General features: G+C 65.5%; 10 protein-coding genes. 6 read left to right on the top strand and 4 right to left on the bottom strand.

The features are described 5' to 3' along the window. Positions 1-42: 42 nt before the first annotated feature. Genes dsbG through dsbD form a run of 3 tightly spaced genes read right to left on the bottom strand, consistent with a single transcriptional unit; the run spans position 43 to position 3,351 of the window. On the bottom strand, positions 43-801 hold the full coding sequence (dsbG, locus tag QQ992_RS19530) for a thiol:disulfide interchange protein DsbG (RefSeq protein WP_286110754.1): 759 nt from the start codon (positions 799-801) through the stop codon (positions 43-45). A 1-nt stretch (position 802) separates the two neighbouring features. Beyond that, positions 803-1,639, bottom strand: a complete 837-nt coding sequence (locus QQ992_RS19525) for a TlpA disulfide reductase family protein (RefSeq protein WP_286110753.1) — start codon at positions 1,637-1,639, stop codon at positions 803-805. After that, on the bottom strand, positions 1,639-3,351 hold the full coding sequence (gene dsbD, locus QQ992_RS19520) for a protein-disulfide reductase DsbD (RefSeq protein ID WP_286110752.1): 1,713 nt from the start codon (positions 3,349-3,351) through the stop codon (positions 1,639-1,641). Before dsbD ends, QQ992_RS19525 begins: the two co-directional genes overlap by 1 nt. A 219-nt stretch (positions 3,352-3,570) precedes the next feature. On the opposite strand from dsbD, the gene QQ992_RS19515 reads away from it, so the two are divergent. The 4 genes from QQ992_RS19515 (at position 3,571) to QQ992_RS19500 (ending at position 7,719) form a co-directional block, all read left to right on the top strand. Next, on the top strand, positions 3,571-4,134 hold the full coding sequence (locus QQ992_RS19515) for a nucleotidyltransferase family protein (protein ID WP_286110751.1): 564 nt from the start codon (positions 3,571-3,573) through the stop codon (positions 4,132-4,134). Between the two features lie 64 nt (positions 4,135-4,198). Continuing rightward, positions 4,199-4,882, top strand: a complete 684-nt coding sequence (locus tag QQ992_RS19510) for a response regulator (RefSeq protein ID WP_286110750.1) — start codon at positions 4,199-4,201, stop codon at positions 4,880-4,882. Next, complete coding sequence (locus tag QQ992_RS19505) at positions 4,879-6,201, top strand: ATP-binding protein (protein ID WP_198749761.1); 1,323 nt, start codon at positions 4,879-4,881, stop codon at positions 6,199-6,201. The genes QQ992_RS19510 and QQ992_RS19505 overlap by 4 nt, the downstream gene beginning before the upstream one ends. A gap of 126 nt (positions 6,202-6,327) precedes the next feature. Then, positions 6,328-7,719 carry an aspartate aminotransferase family protein gene (locus tag QQ992_RS19500; protein WP_286110749.1) on the top strand — a complete coding sequence of 464 codons (1,392 nt, stop codon included), beginning with the start codon at positions 6,328-6,330 and terminating at the stop codon, positions 7,717-7,719. Between the two features lie 145 nt (positions 7,720-7,864). On the opposite strand, the gene QQ992_RS19495 is transcribed toward QQ992_RS19500, so the two are convergent. After that, positions 7,865-8,818, bottom strand: coding sequence for a siderophore-interacting protein (locus tag QQ992_RS19495; RefSeq protein WP_286110748.1), 954 nt, complete (start codon positions 8,816-8,818; stop codon positions 7,865-7,867). A 184-nt stretch (positions 8,819-9,002) separates the two neighbouring features. On the opposite strand from QQ992_RS19495, the gene QQ992_RS19490 reads away from it, so the two are divergent. Together QQ992_RS19490 and QQ992_RS19485 are read left to right on the top strand one after the other, a co-directional pair. Beyond that, positions 9,003-23,207: a non-ribosomal peptide synthase/polyketide synthase gene (locus QQ992_RS19490; RefSeq protein ID WP_286110747.1), complete on the top strand. Its 14,205-nt coding sequence runs from the start codon at positions 9,003-9,005 to the stop codon at positions 23,205-23,207. 1 nt (position 23,208) lies between these two features. Continuing rightward, positions 23,209-26,589 (top strand): amino acid adenylation domain-containing protein, encoded by a 3,381-nt coding sequence (locus QQ992_RS19485; RefSeq protein ID WP_286110746.1) that lies wholly within the window; start codon positions 23,209-23,211, stop codon positions 26,587-26,589. Positions 26,590-26,592 lie beyond the last annotated feature (3 nt).

Raw genomic sequence — 26,592 nt, 5'->3', positions numbered from 1 at the left:
CGGCGCTCGATCTACGCCTCACCGCAAAACCCCCGACATGCGCTACCGCTTGCCGAGAATCTTCCCAAGCATCTCCGGCCGCGGTGCCCCTTGCTGGCTCTGCAAATTGCCCTGTTCATCCTGATAGAAAATCGCCGGCGTCGCCTGCAACCCCATCTCTTCCATCAACGCCATGTTCGCCGCCAGCTTCTGCTGCACGGCCTCTGGCACCTGCTCCAGTGCCTTCAACGTGCTGGCCTTGCCGGCTTTTTCATGCGCTTGCAATGCCTTGGCCGGGTCTTTCGCCGCCAGCAGCGCTGCCGACTTGCCCGGGCTGTCCTCGCGGATGATGCCGACCATGATATGGCGCAACTGCACCTTGCCCGACTCCACCCATGGCCGCGCCTGTTCCCAGAACATATTGCAGTACGGGCAGTTCGGGTCGCTGAACAGGTAAACCTTGCGTGGCGCATCGGCCTTGCCATCGGCAATCCACGCGGTTTTCTCCATCTTCGCCCAGATTTCCTTGCTCATCGGCGCATACACCAGCTTCTCCAGCGGCTCGGCGCTCAGGTCCTTGCCTTGCTCATCGAACAGGCTGCCGACCAGCACATGCTTGCCGTCGGGGGTGAGGTACAGGGCCAAGGCGTTGTTCTGGTACTCGGCGGCGTAACCGCGCAGGCCGTTGGGCGCGTCGAAGCTGCCTTTGATCACGGCGCCCTTGGCTTGCAGTTGCTGGACTGCCTTGGGCAGCTCTTCGGCCTGCAAGGCAGGGGCGGCCAGCAGGGCCAGGGACAGGGGCAGCAGTGCAGTCAGTCGCATGTCAGTTTCCTTGTGCGGCAGGGGCGGGCGCGGTGGCCCGGTCGAAAGGCTCCAGGGCGTGGCGCAGGCTGGCCCGGGACAGCTCGCCCAGGTGGCTGCCGACCAGCCGCCCGTCGGCGTCGTAGAACAGGGTGGTGGGCAGGGCCATGGAACCGACGCGCTGGGCCAGCAGGGCGGTGCCGTCAAACAGCACGTGGGTCAGGCTCAGGCCGGTGGTGGCAAGGAAGGTGCTGACGTTTTCCGGGGTTTCGCCCTGGTTGACGAACAGGAAGGTCACGTGCGGATAGTCGCTTTGCGCCTGTTGCAGCACCGGCATTTCCCGGCGGCAGGGCGGGCACCAGGTGGCCCAGATGTTGATCACCAGCGGCTTGCCACGGTAGTTGTGCAAGGCGACGGATTGACCGCCAGCGTTGCGCAGGCTCAGTTCCGGCAGCTCGGTGCCTTTGCTGTACAGGTGCCCGCCCAGGCTGGCCAGGCCCCAGAACAACGCGCCACTGAACAGCGCCCAACCCAGCGGGCGGCGCAGGCCCGGTTGGCGCCAGCCCTGCCACAGGGCTGCGAGGACGATACCGGCCAGGCCCGACCAGAACAGGAAGCCGCCGTCGCGGATGTCGATGATTTGCAGCGGATCGCCCTGGTACATCGGCCAGTAGGCCAGCACGAAGCCGGCACGGGCACACAGCAGGCCGATCAGGAACAGGTTGAACAGTGCCGACTCCGGGCTTTCGCCGCCACGCCGGGCGACGAGCCAGCCGACCACGCTGGCGATCCCCAGGGCGGCGAGCATCAGCAGGTGGTTGAGGGCCATGGTCAGTGGCCCGAGGGTTACGGTCAGCATCAGCCTTGGCTCCTGGTCTGGGCCCAGTGCTGCTGGAACGTGGCGGCGTCCACTTCACCGGTGATGCGCCGCGCCCGGCGTTCGTCGCCTTCCGGGCCGATCCAGATGATGCTGGGCGGGCCGGGTACCTGGTAGCGCTGCAGCAAGGCTTTGCTGGCCGGGGTGTCGGCGGTCACGTCCAGGCGCAGCAAGTGCACACCGGCCAGGCCGGCCTGCACGTCGTTGCGGGCGAACACCTGCTTTTCCATGACCTTGCACGACACGCACCAGTCGGCATAGTAGTCGAGCATCACCCACTGGCCACGGGCCTTGGCCGCATCCAGTTCACGTTGCAGGTCTTCAGGGCGGCTCACCGTCACGAAACGGTCTTCGGCATGCTGGGCGGCGGCCGGCGTGGCGCCCCCTGCGAACGGGCGCAGGGGTTGCCAGAGGTCATCGCCGCCGGCTGCGGCGCCCACCAGCAACAGGCCGCCCCACAGGGCGCCCAGCAGTGGCACGGCGCGCAATGCTGGCAGGCGCTGCAGGGCCGGCCAGCTGGCCCAGGCCAAGGCGATCAGCCAGGCGCCACTCAGCGCCAGCAGCAGGGTGTCGGGCAGCAGGCTGCGCAGGGTGTACAGCGCCATGGCCAGGAACACGAAGCCGAACACGCCCTTGACCCGCTCCATCCAGGCGCCCGGACGCGGCAGGTAGCGGTTGCCCAGGGTCACCAGCAACAGCAGCGGCAGCCCCATGCCCAGGCCGAGGGTGAACAGCACCAGCGCGCCGTGCAGCACATCGCCGCTCTGGGCGATGAACAGCAGCGCCCCGGCCAAGGGTGCGGTCATGCACGGGCCGAGCAGCAGTCCCGACAGCGCGCCCAGCAAGGCCGCCCCGTACAGGCTGCCGCCGCGTGTCTGTTGGCCCGCGCGGTCCAGGCGGTCGCGCAGGGCGGCAGGCAGTTGCAGTTCAAACGCACCGAACATCGGTAGGGCAAGGATCACGAACAGGGCTGCCAGGCTGCCCAACAGCCAAGGTTGCTGCAACCACGCCTGCAGGCTTGCGCCCAGCAGGGCGGCGACGACGCCCAGTGCCGCATACACCAGTGCCATGCTCAGTACGTAGACCCCGGCCAACACCCAGCCACGCCGGGCGCTGGCGCCGTTGCCCAGAACGATACCGGCCAGGATCGGCAGCATCGGCAACGAGCACGGGGTAAAGGCCAGCAGCAGGCCCAGGCCGAAGAAGGCCAGCAGGCTCCAGGCCAGGCTGCTGCTCTGCAGGCCGCTGGCCAGGGCCTGGTCACTGGCTTGGTCGGCAGCCGGTGCAGCGCTGCCTCCCAGGTCGATGACGGTGGTTTGCGGCGGGTAGCACAGGCCGGCGTCGGCACAGCCCTGCCAGCCCAGGCGCAATTGCCCTTGGGCATTGGCGGGCAGCAACAGCTCAAGCTGGTCGCGGTACACCGCGCTGTCACCAAAGAACTCGTCATGGTGGTTGAGCGCCGGCGGCAGCTGCGGGTGCTGGTCGGCGGGCAGGCCGTCGAACTTTAGGCGCTTCTGGTACAGGTAGTAGCCCGGCTTGATCTGGAAGTACAGGCGCATCTGGCCGTCGGCCTGGCGGTCGTGGGTGAGCACGAAGGCCTGGTTGACCGGTAGAAAGTCAGGTTTGACGTCGAACGGGTTGGCCTGCAAGGGGCCGGCCAGCAACAGTGTCAGGAAGAGCAGGAAAACGCGCATGTCTTCGCCTTGGCAGATCTCGGAATGGGGCCATGCTGGCGGGAGCCGATTAACCCAAGGTTAACCCCTTTTCAACGGATACGAATTGTGGCCCCCTGTATGTCGGTCTTGAATCCCTGCGATGCGTCGAACTGAAGGCGGAGCAAACGTGCAGCATTGTGAACGACAGGTGGTATGCCGGGCGCTGCAGTGGTTTGGCAAGCGCCAGAAGGTGGCGCTGTGAGTGTGATCGCGCTGGTGTTGGCGGCTGGCAGCAGCACGCGCTTCGGTTCCGACAAGCGCCGGGCGATCCTGTCCGATGGCCGCAGCCTGCTGGTGCACAGTGTGGAACGGGCCAGGGCGGTGTTCGACGAGGTGCGTGTGGTCTTGCGTGAAGGCGAGCGCGGGGAGGATTTCGGGTTGCCTGCCGGTTGCCGGGTAATCGGCAGCCCAGATGCCACGTCTGGTATGGGGCATAGCCTGGCTGTCGGGGCACGGTCGCTTCACGACAGCCAGGCACAGGCGGTAGCTATTTTGCTGGGTGACATGCCATGGATCGAGCCGGCAACCCTGGGCCGGCTGGTCGAGGCCGCCAATGCGTCCCGTATCGTGCTGCCACGCCACGCAGGGCAGCAGGGGCACCCGGTGATCTTCGGGCGGGATTTCTGGCCGGCGCTGGGGCAACTGCATGGCGATGAAGGGGCGCGCTCGGTGGTGCACGCTCACCGGGGTAGCTGTGTGGTGGTCGAGCTGGAAGATGCGGGGGTATTGCTGGATGTCGACACGCCGCAGGGCCTCGCTTAGTTCATAATCCCACCTTAATCCGCCCAAGGTGCAATGCCAGCCATACCACTCCGGGAGCCCCACCATGCACGTTCTGCTCTGCGAGGACGACGACCTGATCGCCGCCGGCATCTGCGCCGGCCTTACCGCCCAGGGCCTGACCGTTGACCGGGTGGGTAACGCCGCCGGTGCGCGGGCGATGCTGCAGGCCGCGCAGTTCGATGTGATGATTCTCGACCTCGGCCTGCCTGACGAAGACGGCCTGAAACTGCTGCGCCGCCTGCGTCAGCAGGGCGAAGCACTGCCGGTACTGGTGCTGACTGCCCGTGATGCCGTCACCGACCGCGTCGATGGCCTGCAGGCCGGTGCCGACGACTACCTGCTCAAACCCTTCGACCTGCGCGAGCTGGCCGCTCGTCTGCACACGCTGCTGCGGCGGGTGGCGGGGCGGGCGGTGAATGTGATCGAGCACGGCCCGTTGCGTTACGACCCCAGCAGCTGCGAGGCGACCCTGGCCGGGCGGCCGGTTGACTTGTCCCGCCGGGAGCAGGCCCTGCTCCAGGCATTGTTGCAGAACCCCGGGCGGGTGTTGTCCAGCGAACAACTGAAAGACTGCGTGTATGGCTTTAGCGACGAAGTCGAGAGCAACGCCCTGAACGTGCATATCCACCACCTGCGGCGCAAGCTGGGCAACGGCATCGTCGAGACCGTACGTGGCCTGGGTTACCGCCTGGGCCCGGCGCAGGCGCCGGAAGAGGCCGCATCATGAGCCTGCGGGTACGCCTTAGCCTGATCCTGGGCAGTGCCTTCGTGATCATCTGGGTGCTGGCCGCTGCGTGGATGCTGCGCGACCTGCGCCAGCAGATGATGTTTTCCCTCGACCAGCGCCTGGTGGCGTCGGCGCGTATGGTCGCCGGGCTGATCGACCAGTTGCCGCAGCCGCTCACCGCCAAGGGCGGGGAGGCGCACTTTTCCGCCGACCAGTTCAGCGTGCCGGACGGCATGGCCTGCCAGGTCAGCTCGCTGCGTGGCGAGATCCTTGCCAGCAACCACAAGCACGATGGCGCCATGGACGACGAGCGCAGTGGCTTCCGTGACCAGACGATCGACGGTGCACTGTGGCGTACCTTCACCTACAACCATGGTGATGTGCGCATTACCACGGCTGACCGGCACATGGAGCGTGAAGCGCTGAACCAGTCGATTCTGCTGGCGGCTTCGGCACCGGTGCTGATGGCCCTGCTCGGCAGCCTGGGGTTGTTGTGGATCGGCTTGGGCAAAGGCCTGGAGCCGCTCAACCGCATGCGCGATGCGCTACGGCGAAGGCGTGCCGATAGCGTCGAGCCACTGCAGGTGGCAGGCATGCCCAGCGAACTGCAGCCGTTGCTGGAAACCCAGAACCAGCTGTTCCTGCGCATTGCCCAGACCATCGAGCGCGAGCGGCGCCTGACCGACGATGCCGCCCATGAGCTGCGCAGCCCGCTGACCGCGATCAAGACCCACCTGCAAGTGGCGCGCATGACCGACGGTGCCGTGCGCGAGCAGGCGCTGGAGCATGCCGAACAAGGGGCCGACCGCATGCATCGCACGCTGGAACAGTTGCTGATGCTGGCGCGGGTGGAAGGCAGCCTGTCGTTCGAAGATGGCGTGCAGTGCAGCGCCGAACAGGTGGCCCGGCAGGCAGTGCAGGACGCAGGTGGCGGCGATAACCGGCGCATCGTGCTGCGTTTGCCTGAAGAAGCGACGCAGATCTACCTGGGCATGCCGGCCCCCTTGGCGGTGGCCGCGCTGCGCAACCTGCTGGACAACGCCTTGCGCCATGGTGGCGACGAGGCGGTGGAACTTGAGGTGCAGATGGCCGACGGGCAGGTGGGGTTCATGGTGCGCGACCATGGGCCGGGGATTGCCGACGCCGACCTTGAGCACCTGACCGAGCGCTTTTGGCGTAACGGACAGAGTGGTGGCTGCGGGTTGGGGCTGGCGATCGTGCAGGCGATCGTGCAGCGGTGTGCGGGTAGCTTGCGCTTCGACAGCCGTAGCGATGGGTTGCGGGTGCTCTTGCAAGTACCGGCGCGCGCAGGGGGTTGATCTTTTATGGCTGCACCGGCCCTTTCGCGGGCTAAGTAAAATTCAGTAACAACCGCTAAATCCTCCCGGCACTCAAGCGTTTTCCAAGCGATAACTGCCCATTCGCTTGTTTGCGAGGATTTACCCATGTCCACCGCTTCCAGCCTTGCCCAGGTTGCACCGGTCAGCGCATCGCAACCTTTGTATGAATTTACCGAATCGCCCCTGCTGCAACGCCAGCAACAACAGGAGTCCAATGCCCGAAGCTACCCACGGCGCATCCCGCTGGCGCTAAAGCGCGCCCGTGGCATCTACGTGGAGGATGTCGAAGGCCGCCAGTTCATCGATTGCCTGGCCGGCGCGGGCACGTTGGCGTTGGGCCATAACCACCCGGTGGTGGTCGAGGCGATCCAGCGGGTACTGGCCGATGAGTTGCCCCTGCACACCCTGGACCTGACCACGCCGGTCAAGGACCGCTTCGTCCAGGACCTGTTCGGCATCCTGCCAGAGGCGCTACGCCGCGAGGCCAAGGTGCAGTTCTGTGGCCCGACCGGCACCGATGCGGTAGAAGCAGCGCTGAAACTGGTCCGCACGGCCACCGGTCGTAGCACCGTGCTGGCGTTCCAGGGGGCTTACCACGGCATGAGCCTGGGGGCGTTGAGCCTGATGGGCAGCCATGGGCCGAAGCAGCCACTGGGGGCCTTGCTCGGCAATGGCGCGCAGTTCATGCCGTACCCTTACGACTACCGCTGCCCGTTCGGCCTGGGTGGCGAAGCCGGGGTGAAGGCTAACCTGCATTACCTTGAAAACCTGCTGCTTGACCCGGAAAGCGGTGTGCCGCTGCCGGCGGCAGTGATCCTGGAGGTGGTGCAGGGCGAGGGTGGGGTCATCCCGGCCGATATCGAGTGGCTCAAGGGCGTGCGCCGCATCACCGAGCAGGCCGGCGTGGCGCTGATCGTCGACGAGATCCAGAGCGGTTTTGCCCGTACCGGGCGCATGTTCGCCTTCGAGCATGCCGGCATCGTGCCGGACGTAGTCACCTTGTCCAAGGCCATTGGCGGCAGCCTGCCGCTGGCGGTGGTGGTGTACCGCGACTGGCTGGACACCTGGAAGCCGGGCGCGCATGCCGGCACCTTCCGGGGCAACCAGATGGCCATGGCGGCGGGGTCGGCGGTAATCAACTACCTGGTGGAACACCGCCTGGCCGAGCACGCCGAGGCCATGGGGTTGCGCTTGCGCAGGCACCTGCAGCAGTTGCAGCGTGATTACCCGCAGCTGGGCGACATTCGTGGGCGTGGGTTGATGCTCGGCGTGGAGTTGGTGGACCCGCAAGGCAAGCGGGATGCGCTTGGCCAGCCGCTGGCCAACCGCGATCTGGCGGCCAAGGTGCAGCGAGAGTGCCTGAAGCGTGGGCTGATTCTGGAGCTGGGTGGGCGGCATGGCGCCGTGGTGCGTTTCCTGCCGCCGTTGATCATCAGCGGCGAGCAGGTCGATGAAGTGGCGCAGCGTTTTGCCGAGGCGTTCATCGCGGCAGTCTGATCCATCCCTAGGGCCGCTTCGCGGCCCATCGCCGGCAAGCCAGGCTCCCACAGGTACAGCGCAACGCTCAAGTATTGCGCTGTACCTGTGGGAACCTGGCTTGCCGGCGATGGGCTGCGTAGCAGCCCCAAGGGTTTAGCGCTTGTTAATCGAATGTCCGCCCTGCGCGCCAATACCCCATCAACGTCAGGCATTCTCGCTGCAATCCACGTTCCTTGATCAGGTGCCGGCGTATCTCCATCACCGTCGCCGATTCCCCCGCCACCCAGGCGTGAAACTCGCTGCTGTCGCTACTGGCCTGTTCCCACAGGATGCGAGTATCGATATCCACGTCTTCCAGCTTCGCCCGTGGTGCGGCGTGCCCAAGCGGCAGGCTGGCCAGCTCGCGCACGGCGTGCTGCATGGCTTGGCCATGTGCGCAGCTCAGCAGTTCGCGCGGCAGCCAGTGCAGCGCAGTGGCATCGCCATGGCGCAGGTTCAGGCAATCCGCCTCCAGCGGCACCTCGATGAACGCCTGCACCGCCAGTTCGGGCTGGGTGTCGGCCAGTTGCTCCAGGATGCCGGCAATCGCCGGCAGTGCGGTTTCGTCACCTACCAGCAGCACATTGCGCACACCTTGCGGTGGCTTCCATTCATAACCGCCGGGGTCGCCTTCATAGGCCAGGTTGGGCGCGACGATCTGCAAACGGTCACCCACCTGCGCGTGGGAGGCCCAGGCCGAGGCGGGGCCGTTGACACCGTGCAGCACGAAGTCGATATCCACCTCCAGCGCCTCACGGCGCAAGGCACGGATGGTGTAGGTGCGCATCGGCGGGCGCTGGGCCAGTGGCAGGGCGCTGTGCGCGGCCTTCCAGTGCAGGTCGTTGTTCAGGCTGGGCGGTGAGCCGTCGGGGGCGGGGAACAGCAGCTTGACCCGTTGGTCTGGGGCCAGGGTGATCATTTCAACAACGTCTGGCCCGGTGAATACCAGCCGGGTGAGCGAAGGGCTGAGCGCGATCCGCCGCTTCAGCTGGACATTGAAGATTCGATAGCTGGGGCGTTTGCCGGGGAGCGCTTGAGTGACCCGCTTGCGCAGGTTGTTGGCCAGGGTGGAGAGCATCGCGAGGGCCGCCTTCTGGAGGATGGGTATGACGTTCAGACGAGTCGCCCACCCGGTGATTTAATCGCGCAGCCTGGGCTGCCGGCGGTGGCCGGGGCTTTGGCTAAATCAGCTCGCGGCTGTTTCGTCTTTGAGGGATGACTGGGCCCTGTGGTCCCGCTTCCTATCGCTAAGGACGCATTGCATGAATGCCGAAAACTCGTTGAAACTCGCTCGCCGCTTTATCGAACTACCGCCGGAGAAACGCCGTTTGTTCCTGGCCGGGCTAAAGGCAGAGGGCGTCGATTTTTCCTTGTTTCCGATCCCTGCCGATGTTGCCTGCGATGACCGCGATGGGTTGTCCTACGCCCAGCGGCGTATGTCGTTTCTCTGGCAGCTGGACCCCCAGGGCGCTGCCTACAACCTGCCCATGGCCGTGCGCCTGAAGGGCAAGCTCGACCGCCAGGCCCTGCAGCAAGCGTTCGATCGCCTGGTTGCGCGCCACGAAAGCCTGCGTACGCGCCTGCGTACCCAGGGTGAGCATCTGTACCAGGAGGTCCTCGCTGCCGAGGCCGTTGCCATCGTCGAGCACGACCTCACCGCCCAGGCAGCGGCGCAGCGCGAAGCCCGTGTCGCGTCACTGGCCGAAGCCCAGGCGCAGGCACCTTTCAACCTGCTGCAAGGGCCGCTGTTGCGCGTGAACCTGCTGCAACTGGCCGCCGACGAGCACGTGCTGCTGCTCACCCTGCACCACATCGTGGCCGATGGCTGGTCGCTGAACGTGCTGATCGACGAGTTCGTGCGTTTGTACGATGCTGCCTGTCAGGGCAGCGAAGCGACCCTGCCGGCGCTGCCCATCCAGTACCGCGACTATGCGCTGTGGCAACGCAGCTGGCTGGAAGCCGGTGAGCAGGAGCGACAGCTGAGCTACTGGCGCGAGAAGCTGGGTGATGATCATGCCGTGCTTGAGTTGCCGCTCGACCATTCCCGTGTCGGCGCACCGAGCCATCGCGGCGCGCGGCGCGAGTTGCAGGTCGACCCAGCGCTTGCCGAGCGTCTCAGGGCGTTGGCCAGTGCCCAGGGGGTTACCCTGTTCATGGTGCTGCTGGCATCGTTCAAGCTGCTGCTGCAACGCTACAGTGGCCAGCGCGCCATCCGCGTCGGCGTTCCGGTCGCCAACCGCCACCGTACCGAAGTAGAAGGCTTGATCGGTTGCTTCATCAACACCCAGGTGCTGCATACCGATATCGACCCGCTCATGGATGTGAGCCAGCTACTCGGCCGGGTCAAAGACACCGCCCTGGGCGCCCAGGCGCACCAGGACCTGCCGTTCGAGCGCCTGGTCGAGGCGCTCGAACTGGATCGCAGCAGCGCGCAAAGCCCGTTGTTCCAGGTGCTGTTCAACCACCAGGCGGCCATCGCCGACGCCGGTCAGGTCCGCCTTGGCAGTGGGCTGACGCTGGAAAAAGTCGCCCTGGACAAGCACAGCGCTCGCTTCGACCTTGCCCTGGACACCTATGAAAGCGCCGGGCGTCTGCACGCGGTGTTCACCTATGCGCTGGATGTCTTCGAAGAAGCCACGATCATCGGTTTCGGCGAGGACTGGCTGCGACTGCTCGACGGGCTGACCCAATCGCCCGCCACTGCGGTTGGCGAGCTGCCGTTGGCGACCCAGGCGGTACAGCCGCTGGAGCCGCAAGCTGCCGGGGCGCAAACGCCCGGCCTGTGCGTTCATCACCTGATCGAAACGGCCGCCAACCTCAACCTGCAAGGCCTTGCAGCGAGCGGCGACGCCGGTCGAATCAGCTATGCCACCTTGCAGGCACGCTCGGATGCCCTGGCCCACGCACTGCTGGCGCGTGGCGTACGGCTGGATCAGCGGGTCGGCGTGGTGGCCGACCGGTCCTGCGAGATGCTCATCGGCATCCTGGCCGTGCTCAAGGCCGGTGCCGCCTACCTGCCGCTGGACCCTGACCAGCCCCAGTTGCGCATCGACTTCATGCTTGCCGACAGCGAGGTCAAGTGGGTAGTGGGCCGAGCGGGGCAGATCAGCCTGCCTGAAGGCGTCGCAGCGATTGACGTGGCGGGCGACTACCCGTCAGCGTCGGCGCCCAAGGTGGCGGTCCATGCCGACAACCTTGCCTATGTCATCTACACCTCCGGCACCACCGGCAAGCCCAAGGGCGTCGCGGTCAGCCATGGCGCCTTGGTCAACTACGTGCGCGGCGTCAGCCAACGCCTGCCCATGGACCAGATCGGCAACCTGGCGATGGTCACCACGCCGGCGGCCGACCTTGGCCACACCATGCTGTTCGGTGCACTGTGCTACGGCAAGACCCTGCACATGCTGCCCAAGGAGACCGTGCTCGATGCCCAGGTCTTCGCCGCCTACCTGCAGGCGCATGCCATCGATGCACTGAAGATCGTCCCCTCGCACTTGCAGGCCATGCTCGCCGCAGGTGCCGAAGCCTTGCCACGGCGCTGCCTGGTGGTCGGGGGCGAAGCGTGCACTGCGGCGCTTCTGGGCCGCATCAAGGCCTTGGCGCCCGACCTCGACGTGATCAACCACTATGGCCCCACCGAGACGACGGTCGGCGTCCTTACCCATGCCCTGCAGGATCGCCCGGTGCTCGGCCAGCCGCTGGAAAACCTGCGCGCCCATGCGCTGGACAGCTGCCTTCAGCCCGTGCCCGGCAAGGCCAGGGGGGAGCTCTATATTGCCGGTGCAGGGCTTGCGCGTGGCTACCTGGGCCAGGCGGCGCTGACCGCCGAGCGCTTCGTGCCCGACCCCTGCGGCATCGAGGGTGCGAGGATGTACCGTACCGGCGACTGGGTACGCCTGAACGCTGACGGCGAATGCATGTTTGCCGGGCGCATCGATGGCCAGGTGAAGATTCGCGGCTACCGCGTCGAACTGGCCGAGATCGATGCCTGTCTGCGGCAGTTGCCGGGGATCGAAAGCGCCGTTGTGCGCGTGGTTGGCGAAGACGCCGATCGGCAGCTGGCCGCCTACCTGGTCCCGCAGCACTGGGCTGCGCAGGACGAAGCCCGTCAAGCAGTCGTCGACGGTATCCGGGCCGCGTTGAAGCTCGCCCTGCCTGAGCATCTGGTGCCGCATTACCTGATGCTGCTGGAGCATCTGCCGGTAACCCTCAACGGCAAGGTCGACGTCAAGGCATTGCCTGAGCCGGTCGCTGTCACAGCCCTTTACCGGGCTCCCGAGACCGCACTGCAGATGCAGGTCGCGGCCATTTGGGCCGACGTGTTGCAACAGGCCCAGGTCGGCCTCGACGACAATTTCTTCGCCTTGGGTGGCCATTCGCTGCTGGCCACTCAGGTGGTCTCGCGGATCAGGCAGCAACTGCGCCTGGACGTGGCCTTGCGGGCGCTGTTCGACACTGCCGACCTGTCCGGTTTCGTCGAGGCGCTGCAGGGGCTGGAGCAGGTCGCCGGGGGAGAGATCCAGGTGCTGGACCGGACGGTGCCACTGCAGGTTTCGCACGCCCAGTATCGCCAGTGGATGTTCTGGAAGCTGCACCCGCAAAGCACCGCCTACAACACCCCCCTGGCCATCCGCTTGCAAGGCCAGGTGGACCGGGCCGCGTTGCAGGCCGCGTTCGATGCGCTGGTGATGCGCCATGAATCCCTGCGCACGATCTTCGAAGAGCATGACGGCATCCCCCGGCAGCGCATACTGCCCGCAGCGTCGCCGTGCATCGAGTACCATGACCTCAGCACTGCCGACGGCCGGGCGCTGCAGCAGCGCCTACAGGACGAGGCGCTTACGCCCTTCGACCTCGAGCAGGGGCCGCTGATTCGGGTCAAGCTGTTCCAGGGTGGCTCGCAGGAGCAGGTGCTGACCGTGCTGTTGCACCACATCGTCTCGGACGGCTGGTCCATGAGCGTCATGGTCCGCGAGCTGGCTGCCGTCTACAACGCGCACACCACCGGGCAGTCGCTCGAGCGCCAGGCGCTGGCGGTGCAGTACGCCGATTACGCCGCCTGGCAGCGCGAACGCCTGGCCTCGGGCGAGCTGCAGGCCCAGCTGGCATTCTGGAAAACCACGCTGGAAGACGATTTTTCAGTCCTCGAACTGCCTGCCGACCGTATTCGCCCTCAGGTCCAGAGCTATCGCGGCGGGCGCGTGGATGTGCTCCTGCCTGCCGCGCTCACCGCCGATCTGCAGCGCCTGGCGGTTGCTGCCAATGCCACGCTGTTCCATGTGTTCCTGGCCTCGTTCGCACTGCTGCTGTCGCGCTACAGCGGGCGCGAAACGCTCAACATCGGCATGCCGGTGACCAACCGCAATCGCCTTGAGCTGGAAGGGCTGATCGGTTTCTTCGTCAACACGCTGGTCGCTCGCGTGGCGGTCGATCCGTTGCAGTCCTTCAGGCACTTGTTGCTGGCGGTCAAGGAGACCACCCTGCAAGCTCAGGCGAACAAGGACATCCCCTTCGATGTGCTGGTGGAAGCGCTCAAACCCGAGCGGGGGTTGGGCCACAACCCGCTGTTCCAGGTCATGTACAACCACCTGAGCGACCTTGGCGAGCGGGTTTCCGGCGACAGCGTGCAAGGGCTGCGCGTCGAGGAGGTCGACCTGGTCGAGCACACCACGCAGTTCGACCTGTCGCTGGACACCCTCGAACGCAGCGATGGTGTGATCGCTTCCTTTGGCTATGCATCGGACCTGTTCGACGTCGAGCGTATCGAACGCCTGGCATCGGTCTGGGTCAACCTGCTGGGCGCCTTGGCCAGTGACGCGGCATTGCCGGTGGCCGAGCTGTCTTTGCTCTCGGCTGTCCAGCACAAGCTGGCACTCGAAGCCGTCGACCCGGCCCCCTTGCGTTTCGCCGAAGGCCTCGGCGTGCATCAGCTGTTCGAGGCGCAGGTTCTGCGCGCACCGGAGGCTACGGCGCTGGTCCTCGATGATCAGGCGTTGACGTATCAGGCACTCAACCGCCGCGCCAACCAGTTGGCCCACAAGCTGCGCGAGCTTGGCGTGGGGCCTGAGGTGCGTGTTGGCATCGCCGTGGAACGCAGCCTGGACATGGTGGTAGGCCTGCTTGGCATTCTCAAGGCCGGTGGTGCCTATGTGCCGCTCGACCCGCAATACCCGCAGGAGCGCCTGCGCTTCATGATGCAGGACAGCGGTGTTCACCTGCTCCTGACCCAGCCCCACCTGGCACCGATGCTGCCGGTTTCCACAGCGGTGACCTGCCTTGAAATGCAGGCGGATGAGCACTGGCTGGGCAACTACAGTGCGGCCAACCCGGTGAGCCTGACCGTCCCCGACAACCTGGCTTATGTGATCTACACCTCCGGGTCTACCGGCAAGCCCAAAGGTGTGGCCATCGCTCATCGGGAGCTGTCGGTGTTCTGCAGCGTGGCGGCTGACTATTCGCGGCTCGATGCCAGTGATCGGGTGCTGCAGTTCGCCACGGTCAACTTCGACGGTTTTGTCGAGCAGCTCTACCCGGCCTTGTGTTGCGGTGCCCGGGTCGTCATGCGCGGCTCGCAGCTGTGGGACATCGAAACCCTCAAGCAGGCCATCGTCACCCACGGCATCACCGTGGCGGACCTGACCACCGCCTACTGGCGCATGCTGGCGGCGGAAAAGCTGCCCGCCGGCGCCTGCGCGTCGCTGCGTCAGGTGCACGTGGGCGGTGAAGCCATGCCGATGGAAAGCCTTGGCGACTGGTACGCCAGCGGATTGCAGCAGGCGCGCCTGCTCAATACCTATGGGCCTACCGAAGCGACCGTGGTAACCACCGTGCAGGATTGTGCAGGCTTGCAGCCGGGTGCCGGTGGCAAGGCCATCGTGCCGATCGGGCGGGCGGTGGGCGGCAGGGTGACGTATGTCTGTGACGATGGCCTTGTCCTGGCCCCGGCCGGTTGGGTGAACGAACTGCTGATCGGTGGTCGCGGCTGCCTCGCCCGTGGCTATTTCAACCGCCCGGCGCTGACCGCCGAGCGTTTCATTCCCGACCCGTTCGACCCGGTCGGCGGCGGCCGTCTGTACCGTACCGGCGATCTGGCAAGCGCCCGTGTCGAAGGTGTTCTCGACTATGTCGGTCGCATCGACCATCAAGTCAAGATTCGCGGCCTGCGCATCGAACTGGGCGAGATCGAGGCGCGACTGCAAGAGCATGCCAGGGTGCGTGAAGCACAGGTCATCGACATCGACGGGCCCACCGGCAAGCAACTGGTGGCCTATCTGGTGATCGAGGGCGGTGTTGAGCCGCAGGATGCGCTGCGTGAAAACCTGGCAAGCCACCTCAAGGCTGCATTGCCGGACTACATGGTTCCGGCGCACCTGATGTTCCTCGGCCAATTGCCGCTGACGCCGAACGGCAAGCTGGACCGCAAGGCACTGCCAAGGCCCGACCTGAGCCTCGACCAGCCTGCCTACGTGCCCGCTCGCAGCGAACGCGAAAAACAGATTGCAGCCATCTGGGCCCAGGTCCTCAAGGTTGAACGCATCGGCCTGACCGACCATTTCTTCGAACTGGGCGGGCATTCGTTGCTGGCTACCCAGGTCACCTCGCGCATTCGCCAGGCGCTGGGCCTGGAAATACCCCTGCGCACGCTTTTCGAAGCCCCGGTGCTGGCTGATTTCGTCGCCTTGACAGGGCAGGGCATGCACGGGCCTGCCCTGGCGTTGCAGCCGGTCGACCGCACGCAGCCGTTGGCCTTGTCTTATGCCCAGCAGCGGCAGTGGTTCTTCTGGCAGATGGCCCCTGAAAGTACCGCCTACAACATGGCCACGGTCCTGCGACTGCGCGGCGAGCTGGATGTCGAGGCACTGCGCCTGAGTTTCGAAGCGCTGATCGCGCGGCACGAGACCCTGCGTACCACCTTCCGCCAGGTCGGTGACCAAGCCCTGCAGGTGATCCACCCGGCGCAGCCGTTCAGCCTGGCCTGCGAAGGGGTCGAACCGTGCGAGGGAGACGAACAGGCCGCACAGCTCAAGCACCTGGTCGAGGCAGAGACGCAACGCCCGTTCGATTTGGAGCACGGGCCATTGCTGCGCGTGAAACTGTTGCGCGTGACCGAGGATGACCATGTCCTCGTACTGACCTTGCACCATATCGTCTCCGATGGCTGGTCGATGCCGGTGATGGTCGATGAACTGGTGCAGTTGTACCAAGGGCTGCGCAACGGGCAGGCGGCGCAGTTGCCTGAGCTGCCTGTCCAGTACGCCGACTACGCCGTATGGCAGCGGCAGTGGATGGAGGCCGGTGAGCGTGAGCGCCAGCTGGCCTACTGGAAGGCCCAGCTGGGCGACAGGCAACCGGTGCTCGAACTGCCCGGCGATCGCCCGCGCCCGGCTAACCAGGACTTCGCCGGCGCCAGTTTCGCCATCGACCTGGACCGCGACCTCGTGCAGGCGCTTAAGGCATTGGCCCAGCAGCAGGGCGTCAGCCTGTTCATGCTGCTGTTGGCCAGCTTCCAGACCCTGTTGCACCGCTATTCGGGGCAGGACGACATTCGCGTCGGGGTGCCGATCGCTAACCGTAACCGCCTGGAAACCGAACGCCTGATCGGCTTCTTCGTCAATACCCAGGTGCTCAAGGCCGAGTTCGACCTGCACACCACCTTCAGCCAGCTGCTGGAGCAAACGCGTCAGACGGCCCTGGCGGCCCAGGCCCATCAGGACCTGCCGTTCGAGCAGTTGGTCGAGGCGCTGCACCCTGAGCGCAGCCTGAGCCACAGCCCGCTGTTCCAGGCGCTCTACAATCACCAGACCGAACAGCGGGGGCAGGCGCGCAGCCTGCCCGGGCTGGAAGTTCAAGGCATGGCCTGGGAGCGCTATACCGCACAGTTCGACCTGACCCTTGATACCTTCGAGCATGCCGACGGGCTGGGGGCCTCGCTGGTCTACGCCACGTCGCTGTTCGACCGCCCGCGCATCGAGGCGCTGGCGCAGCATTGGTGCAACCTGCTGGCCGACATCGTGCGTCAACCCCATCAGCGTGTCGCCGAACTGGCGATGCTGGGCAGCCAGGAGCGTGAGCAACTGTTGGCAAGGTGGGACCAGACTGGCGACGACCATCCGGACGACCGTTTCGTCCATCAACTGTTCGCAGACCAGGTTACCCGCACGCCCGAAGCCATCGCGATCCGCTTCGACGATCAACGCCTGAGCTACCGCCAACTCGATGCGCAGGCCAATCGCCTGGCGCACCGCTTGATCGAGCAAGGCGTCGGCCCGGAGGTCAGGGTGGTCATCGCCATGCGCCGCTCCACCGACATCATGGTGGCGTTCATGGCGGTGCTCAAGGCAGGTGGCGTGTATGTGCCGCTGGACATCGCCTATCCGCAGGACCGCTTGCGCTACATGATGCAGGACTGCGCTGCGGCCTTGGTGCTGACGCAGAGCGATGTGCTGGGCACGCTGCCGATCCCGCATGGGTTGCCGACGCTGGCGGTGGACCTGCCGGCCGCCTGGCAGCAAGGCCCGGACACGGCGCCCGAGGTGGCGCTGTCAAAGCACAACCTTGCCTATGTGATCTACACCTCGGGCTCGACCGGCATGCCCAAGGGTGTCGCAGTGGCGCACGGGCCTCTGGCCTCGCACATTCTGGCCAACGGTGAACGCTATGAAACCGGCCCGCAGGATTGTGAGTTGCACTTCATGTCCTTCGCCTTCGATGGCGCCCATGAGGCCTGGATGCACCTGCTGATCAACGGCGCCAGTGTGCTGGTGCGTGACGACAGCCTGTGGCTGCCCGAGCAGGCCTACGCCGAGATGCACCGGCATGGCGTGACCATTGCCGTGTTCCCGCCGGTCTATCTGCAACAGCTGGCCGAGCATGCCCTGCGCGTGGGCAACCCGCCACCGGTGCGCATTTATTGCTTCGGTGGTGATGCCGTACCGCAAGCCGGATACGAGCTGGCCTGGCAGGCCCTGCGTCCGCAATACATCTTCAACGGCTACGGGCCGACCGAAACCGTGGTCACACCGTTGCTCTGGAGCGCGTCGCCAGGCGATACCTGCGGCGCGGCCTACGCGCCTATCGGCCGGCTGGTCGGGCGCCGCCGCAGTTATGTCCTCGATGCCAGCCTCAACCTGGTGCCGTTGGGGCACAGTGGCGAACTGTTCCTCGGCGGGCTCTGCCTGGCGCGTGGCTATCTCGACCGCCCAGGCCTGACCGCCGAGCGCTTCGTCCCCGACCCGTTCGCCGCGAACGGCGAGCGCGTCTACCGCAGCGGTGACCTGACCCGCACACGCGCCGACGGTCTGGTTGACTACCTGGGGCGCATCGACCATCAGGTCAAGATCCGCGGTTTCCGTATCGAGCTTGGCGAGATCGAGGCGCGGTTGCAGGATCACCCGGCGGTGCGCGAAAGTGTGGTCATCGACATCCAGGGCCCAGGCGGCAAGCAGCTCGCCGCGTATCTGGTCAGTGCGGATGTGCAACTCGACGACCTGCCGGGGCAAAGCCTGCTGCGCAGCGAACTGCGCGATCACCTCAAGGCGACCTTGCCGGACTACATGGTGCCCACGCACCTGGTATTCCTCGACACGTTGCCGCTCACGCCCAATGGCAAGCTGGACCGCAAGGGCCTGCCAGCGCCTGACGTCACTCAGCTGCAGCAAGTGTACGTGGCACCTCGAAATGCGCTGGAGCAGACCATCGCCGGGATCTGGGCGGATGTTCTGAAAGTCGACAAGGTGGGGCTGTCCGACAACTTCTTCGAACTGGGTGGCGACTCCATCATTTCGATCCAGGTGGTCAGCCGCGCGCGCCAGGCGGGTATCCGCTTCACCCCCAAAGAGCTGTTCCAGCACCAGACCGTCCAAGGGCTGGCCTCGGTCGCCAGGCAAGGGGACGAAGGTGGACTGCTGATCGAGCAGAAGGCTGCCACAGGCCAGACCCTGCTGCTGCCGATCCAGCAATCGTTCTTCGAGCAGGACATTGCCCAGCGCCACCACTGGAACCAGGCGCTGTTGCTCAAGGCAGGTCAGGCGCTCGACAGCCAGGCACTGGAGCAAGCGCTTCAGGCCCTGGTGATCCACCATGACGCGCTGCGCCTGCGCTTCGATTGTGCAGAGGGTGAATGGACGGCTCGGTACGGTTCGCCAGAGCCACAGCAAGGTCTGCTGTGGCAGGCTACTGTGGCGGATGCCGAGGCGCTTGAAGCGTTGTGCAATGACGTCCAGGGTAGCCTTGACCTGCAGCGTGGCCCGTTGCTGCGGGCATTGCTGGCAACCCTCGCGGATGGCAGCCAGCGCGTGTTGCTGGCGATCCATCACCTGGTGGTGGACGGGGTGTCCTGGCGTGTGCTGCTGGAAGACCTGCAAACCGCCTACCGCCAGTTGCATGCCGGCCAGCCAGTCGACCTGCCAGCCAAGACCAGCGCGACCCAGGCGTGGGCTGCGCACTTGCAGCGCTACGCACGCAGCGAAACACTGCAGGCGCAGCTGGCTTACTGGCAGGCGCAACTCGGCCAGGCTGATGCAGACCTGCCTTGCGACAACCCGGGTGGCTCGTTGCATGGCATGCATGTCGGCACCGCCCGCACCCGTCTTGACTCGGCCAGTACCCGGCAACTGTTGCAACAGGCACCTGCTGCCTACCGTACGCAGGTCAACGACTTGCTGCTGACTGCACTGGCCCGCGTCATCGCACGCTGGACCCAGCGTAGCGACGTGCTCGTGCAGCTGGAGGGGCATGGCCGCGAAGAGTTGTTCGATACCATTGACCTGACGCGGACCGTGGGCTGGTTCACCAGTGTGTTCCCGGTGCGACTGAGCCCCGAGCAGACGCTTGATGCGTCGATCAAGCAGATCAAGGAGCAGCTGCGGTCGATCCCGGACAAAGGCATCGGCTACGGTGCCCTGCGCTACCTGGGCGATGAGCAGGCCCGCGCAGCGCTTGCGCAGTTGCCGAACCCACGCATCACCTTCAACTACCTGGGGCAGTTCGACGGCAGCTTCGCGCCGGGCTCGGACGCCGATGCGTCGGCATTCCTGGTGCCCGCTGGCGAAAGCGCCGGCGCCAGCCAGAGCAGCGAAGCGCCGCTGGACAATTGGTTGTCGATCAATGGCCAGGTCTATGCCGGTGAGCTGAGCCTTGAGTGGACCTTCAGCCGTGACATGTTCAACGTTGACACGGTGCAGCGCCTGGCCGACCAGTTCGCTGCCGAGCTCAAGGCGATTGTCGAGCATTGCCTGGCGGATACCCACGCAGGTTTGACGCCTTCGGATGTTCCGCTGGCCGGGCTGACCCAGGCCCAACTGGACAGCCTGCCTGTTCCGGCGGCGCAGATCGAAGACCTCTATCCCCTTGCACCCATGCAGCAGGGCATGCTGTTCCACAGCCTGTTCGAGCAAGGCGGGGGGCATTACATCAACCAGATGCGCGTCGACGTCAAAGGGCTCGACGTGCCACGCTTCAGGCTTGCCTGGCAGGCCGCTGTCGATCGCCATGAGGTGCTCAGGGCCAACTTCGTGACCTGCTTCCAGCACCCGCTGCAGGTCATTCGCAGGCAGCTCGAATTGCCGTTCACGTACCTGGACTGGGCAGGCATCGCGGAGCAGGGTGCGGCCCTGGACAGCTGGGCCGAAGCGGATCTGCGCAAGGGCTTCGACCTGCAGCATGACCCCCTGCTGCGCCTGGCGGTTATCCGCACCAGCGAAGCATCGTGCCATCTGGTCTTCACCAGCCATCACATTCTGATGGATGGCTGGAGCAATGCGCAGTTGCTCGCTGAGGTGCTCCAGGCTTATGCCGGGGTGCCGAACGGTGGGCTGACGGGCCGCTATCGCGATTACATCGAATGGCTGCAGCGCCAGGATGCCCTGCAAGCTCAGGCCTTCTGGCAGCAGCAGTTGCATGACCTGAACGAGCCTACGCGCCTGGCACTGGCCATGCGTCAGGACAAGGCCCGCCTGGGTACCGGTTACGGTGAACACCAGCAGCGCTTGAGCGAGCAGCAGACGCAGGCGCTGGCTGCTTTTGCCCGGCAGCAGCGGGTGACCGTCAATACCTTGGTGCAAGCGGCGTGGCTTCTGCTTCTGCAGCGTTACACCGGGCAATCGTGCGTGAGCTTCGGCGCGACGGTATCCGGTCGCCCGGCGGAGCTGCGCGGCGTCGAGCAGCAGCTGGGGCTGTTCATCAACACGCTGCCGGTGGTCGCCAACCCGCGTCCGCAGCAGCGGGTGGCGGAATGGGTGCAGCAACTGCAGGCGCAGAACCTGGCGCTGCGCGAATACGAACACAGCCCCTTGTACGACATCCAGCGCTGGGCCGGATCGGGTGGGGAAGGGCTGTTCGATACCTTGCTGGTGTTCGAGAACTACCCGGTCGGCGATGCACTGCAGCAGAGCGCACCCGCCGGGCTCGTGTTCGGCAACGTGCACGGGCATGAACAGTCGAGCGTGCCGCTGACCCTGGCGATTGGTGCAGGTACGCACCTGTCGGTGCACTACAGCTACGACCGCCAGTGTTTCGCGCAAGAAAGCATCGCGCAGATCGCCCGCCACTTCGGCACGCTGTTGCAGGCGCTGGTCAATGGCGCAGATCAGAGGCTGGGTGACCTGGCAATGACGACCCAGGACGAGGACCTGCAAGACCTCGCTCATCGACACGGTGATGCCTTGTCGCTTTCGGACGCGCCCTGTGTACACCTGTTGATCGAAGCGCAGGCCGTTCGCACGCCGAACGCCACCGCGCTGATTTTCGGCGACCAACACCTGACCTATCAGCAACTCAACCGGCGTGCCAACCAGTTGGCGCACCACCTTCGCGAACGCGGGGTGGGCCCGGATGTGCTGGTAGGGGTCGCACTCGAGCGCGGCCTGGAGATGGTGATCGGTCTCCTTGCCATCTTGAAGGCAGGCGGTGCGTATGTGCCGCTGGACCCTCTCTACCCCCGTGATCGCCTGGCCTACATGATGCAGGACAGTCAGGCTCGCCTGTTGCTGTCCCAGGCTTCGCTGGCGGATCGCCTGCCGCAGGGCGGGACGGCCGAAGTCTTGCTGCTTGACCGGTTGCAGCTGCGAGACGACGCTGATGGGAATCTGGACAATGTCACCGCGCCGGGCAACCTGGCGCTGAGCATCTACACCTCGGGATCCACGGGACTGCCCAAAGGTGTGCTGATCGAGCACCGCAATGTCACGGCGCTGATCGGTTGGGCGCGGACGGTCTACACCACGCAGGACCTGCAAGGCGTGCTGGCATCGACGTCCATCTGTTTCGACCTGTCGGTATGGGAGCTGTTTGTCACGCTGGCTGCGGGTGGCTACGCGGTGCTCGCGCAGAATGCGCTGGAACTGCCCTACCTGGCTGCACGAGAACGCGTACGCCTGGTCAATACCGTGCCCTCGGCCATCAAGGCGCTGCTCGACGCCGGTTCGCTGCCTGCGAGCGTGCGCATTGTCAACCTGGCAGGCGAACCTTTGCGGCAGCCAGTGGTGGACAGGCTCTATGCACTGGGCCACGTGGAGCATGTCTACGACCTGTACGGGCCGTCCGAAGACACCACCTATTCCACCTGGACCCGCCGTGAGTCCGGTGGGCGAGCCAATATTGGCCGGCCTATCGCGAACACGACAGCGTACACGCTGGACATCAATGGTAAATCCATGCCGTCCGGGGTTGCGGGCGAGCTCTGCCTTACCGGTGCCGGTCTTGCCCGGGGCTACCTGGGGCGTCCGGCACTGACCGCGGAGAAATTCCTGCCCGATCCTTTCGATACTTCCGAGCAAGGCGGAGGCCGTCTGTACCGGACAGGTGATCTGGCGTCCTATCGCAACGACGGCATGATCGAGTACATCGGGCGTATCGATCATCAGGTGAAGATTCGTGGCTTCCGCATCGAGCTGGGCGAGATCGAACTCAAGCTGCTTGCGCATCCCGCCATTCGCGAAGCGGTGGTGATCGATAGCGAAGGCCCGGGTGGGCGGCAACTGGTCGCGTACCTTGTGGCTGACGCGTGCATGCAGGCGCTTCGCGACACCCTGCGTGAGTACCTGAAGGCCATGCTCCCGGAATACATGGTCCCGGCGCACTTCGTCGCGCTGGACGCTCTGCCACTGACCCCCAATGGCAAGTTGGACCGCAAAGCCCTGCCTGCACCGGATGCAAACACGCTTCAGCAAGGTTTCGTGGCGCCTTGTAGCGAACTTGAAGCGCAGGTGGCAGCGATCTGGGCCGATGTGCTGAAGCTTGAAAGGGTCGGCATGAACGACAACTTCTTCGAGCTGGGCGGGCATTCGCTGCTGGCAGTCCAGGCGACCCAGCGCGTGCAGTTGCTGCTGGGGCTGGAGGTGCCGCTTTCAGCCCTGTTCGGTGCCGGGCGACTTGCGGACTACGTGGCGACGATGGCTGAGCTGGCGCCTGCCAGCGCAGCGGATGTCGATGAGTTGAGTGATTTCCTGGCAGAACTGGAGAGTGTTTGAAATGACGGCCCAGAACATCGAGCTGGTTAAACGGTTCCTGCACCTGCCACTGGAGCAGCGCAAGCAATTCTTTGAAAAGATGCAGTCCAAGGGCATGAGCTTCGCTCGGCTGCCGATCCCGCGGATACGGGACGAATGGGGGCCCATCGGGTTGTCGTATGCCCAGCAGCGCCAGTGGTTCCTTTGGCAGTTCGAGCCCGAAAGCGCGGCCTACAACATCAGCATGGCCCTGCGTTTCAGGGGCGCATTGGACCCCGCGCTTCTGCAGCGTAGCCTGGAAGACCTGGTGCACCGCCACGAAAGCCTGCGCACCGCTTTTGCCCAGGACGGCGACCAGCCTGTCCAGGTCATTGAACCGAGTGTGCGGGTGGACATTGTGCGGGAGCCCTTTGCAGCGGCACCCGACGCTGATTTCGCCGAGCGCCTTGAACGTCGCATCGAAGAAGAGGCCGGCCAGCCTTTCGACCTGGGGCAGGCGCCCCTGTGGCGGGTAAGGCTGCTGCAGGTGAACGAGGCCGACCATGTGCTGATCCTGGTCATGCACCATATCGTCTCCGATGGCTGGTCGATGCCGATACTGCTGGACGAGTGGATCCGCAGTTACGAGGGGCATCGCCTTGGCCAGCCGGCGTCGTTGCCGGAACTGCCGATCCAGTATGCCGACTATGCCATCTGGCAACGCCGGTGCATGGAAGCGGGCGAGCTGGCGCGTCAGCTGGCGTACTGGGAGGCCGAGCTGGGTGGTGAGCAGCCGGTGCTGGAACTGCCGATCGACCGTCCTCGCCCGGCCTTGCAGAGCCGGGCAGGTGCAAGCCTGGATATCAGCCTGGACGACACACTGTGTGCCGGCCTCAAGCAGCTGGCGCGTGATCGGGGCGTGACGGTGTTCATGCTCCTGCTGGCCAGCTACCAGACCTTGCTGCACCGCTACAGCGGGCAGAACGATATCCGTGTCGGCATACCCACGGCCAACCGCAATCGAATGGAGACCGAAGGCCTGATCGGCTTTTTCGTCAACACTCAGGTACTCAAGGCGGACTTCGACCTGGGGATGACCTTCACTGAACTGCTTGAGCAGACTCAGCGACGCGTCTCGGGTGCTCAGGCCCATCAGGACCTGCCGTTCGAGCAGCTGGTCGAGGCCTTGCAGCCAGAGCGCAGCCTCAGCCATAGCCCGTTGTTCCAGGTCATGTTCAATCACCAGACCGAAGCGCGCGGGCAGGGTCGGCAGCTGCCTGGCTTGGCTGTCGAGACCCTGAACTGGGAACGCGGGACCGCGCAGTTTGACCTGACGCTGGAGACCGTGGAGCACGGGGCAGGGATTGCAGTGTCGCTGACCTACGCAACCGCGCTGTTCGACGAAGCCACCATCGCCCAGCTTGCCGGGCACTGGCAGGGCCTGTTGGCCGCCATCGTCGCCCAGCCGCAGCAGCGCATCGCCGAGTTGCCGCTGTTGAATGCCGCGCAGCAGCAACAGGTGGTTCACGACTGGAACCGCACCCACGCCGACTACCCGCTGGAGCAGTGTCTGCAGCAACTGATCGAGGCGCAAGCCGCCGCCACCCCGGACGCGCCGGCGCTGGTGTTTGCCGAACAGGCCCTGAGCTACCGTGAGCTGAACCGCCGCGCCAACCAGCTGGCGCACAAGCTGCGCGAACAGGGCGTGGGGCCGGACGTGCTGGTGGGCATTGCCGCCGAGCGCAGCGTGGACATGGTCATCGGCCTGCTGGGCATCCTCAAGGCCGGTGGCGCCTATGTGCCGCTGGACCCGGAATACCCCGCCGAGCGCCTGGCCTACATGATGCAGGACAGCGGCATCGGCCTGCTGCTGACGCAAGCCCACCTGCTGGCGCAGTTGCCGGTACCTGAGGGTGTGCAGCCACTGCTGCTCGAACCGCTGCCGGGCTACAGCGACGCCGACCCGGTGCACCACACCCGCCCGGGCAACCTGGCCTACGTGATCTACACCTCCGGCTCCACCGGCCGGCCCAAGGGCGCGGGCAACAGCCATCGCGCGCTGGTCAACCGCCTGTGCTGGATGCAGCAGGCCTACGGCCTGGATGCCGGCGATACGGTGCTGCAGAAAACCCCGTTCAGTTTCGACGTCTCGGTCTGGGAGTTCTTCTGGCCGCTGCTGGCCGGCGCACGCCTGGCCGTGGCGCAACCGGGCGAGCACCGTGATCCGGAGCGCCTGGTGGAGGTGATCAGGCAGTACGCGGTGACCACGCTGCACTTTGTCCCGTCGATGCTGCAAGCGTTCATGGGCAGCGCCGAGGTCGAGCGCTGCAGCAGTCTCAAGCGCGTGGTGTGCAGCGGCGAAGCCTTGCCTGCAGAGCTGGCGCAACAGACCCTGGCACGCCTGCCCGGCGCACAGTTGTACAACCTCTACGGCCCGACCGAAGCGGCCATCGATGTCACCCACTGGACCTGCCGCCCGGGCAGCGACAGCGGCGTGCCGATTGGCCGCCCGATCGGCAACCTGAAAACCCACATCCTCGGTGCCGGGCTGCAGAGTGTCGCCCCGCGCGCGGCTGGCGAGCTGTACCTGGGCGGCATCGGCCTGGCCCGTGGCTATCACCGTCGCCCGGCGCTGACGGCCGAACGTTTCGTCCCGGACCCCTTCGACAACACGGCACAAGGCGGCGGTCGCCTGTACCGCACCGGCGACCTGGCGCGGTATCGGGCCGACGGGGTGATCGACTACAAGGGCCGTCTCGATCACCAGGTGAAAATCCGCGGGCTGCGCATCGAGCTGGGCGAGATCGAGACGCGCCTGCTCGAGCAGCCGAGCGTGCGCGAGGCGGTGGTGCTGGACATCGACGGGCCGGGTGGCAAGCAACTGGCCGCGTACCTGGTCATGGCTGGCGACCTGCCGAGCGACCCACAGCAACAGAACGCGCTGCGCGGCGAACTGCGCGAGCACCTCCGGCTCGGCCTGGCCGACTACATGGTCCCGACCCACTTGCTGTTCCTCGAGCGCCTGCCGGTGACGGCCAACGGCAAGCTGGATCGCAAAGCCCTGCCCAAGCCCGACGCCAGCGTGCTGCAGGACAGCTACGTGGCCCCGTGCAGCGCGCTGGAGCAACAGATCGCGGCGATCTGGGCAGACGTGCTGAAGCTCGAAAGGGTTGGCCTGAACGATGGCTTCTTCGTCCTGGGTGGCCATTCGCTGTCGGCCACCCAGGTGATCGTGCGTGTGCGCGAGGCGACAGGCATCGACGCCACTTTGAAGGAGCTGTTCGAGCATCCCCTGCTGGCGGATTTCTCTCGTCGCCTCGAAGAGAAAAATCAGCAAATCGATCCGATTCAGGCAGAACTGGCTAAATCGCTGGAGGCGCTCAAACGTCTAACCACGGAGGAAATTGATGAACTGATTTCATAGGGG

It is taken from the genome of Pseudomonas kurunegalensis (assembly GCF_030291635.1).
GTDB lineage: Bacteria > Pseudomonadota > Gammaproteobacteria > Pseudomonadales > Pseudomonadaceae > Aquipseudomonas > Aquipseudomonas monteilii.
This window is presented reverse-complemented; position numbering and strand designations above follow the sequence as displayed.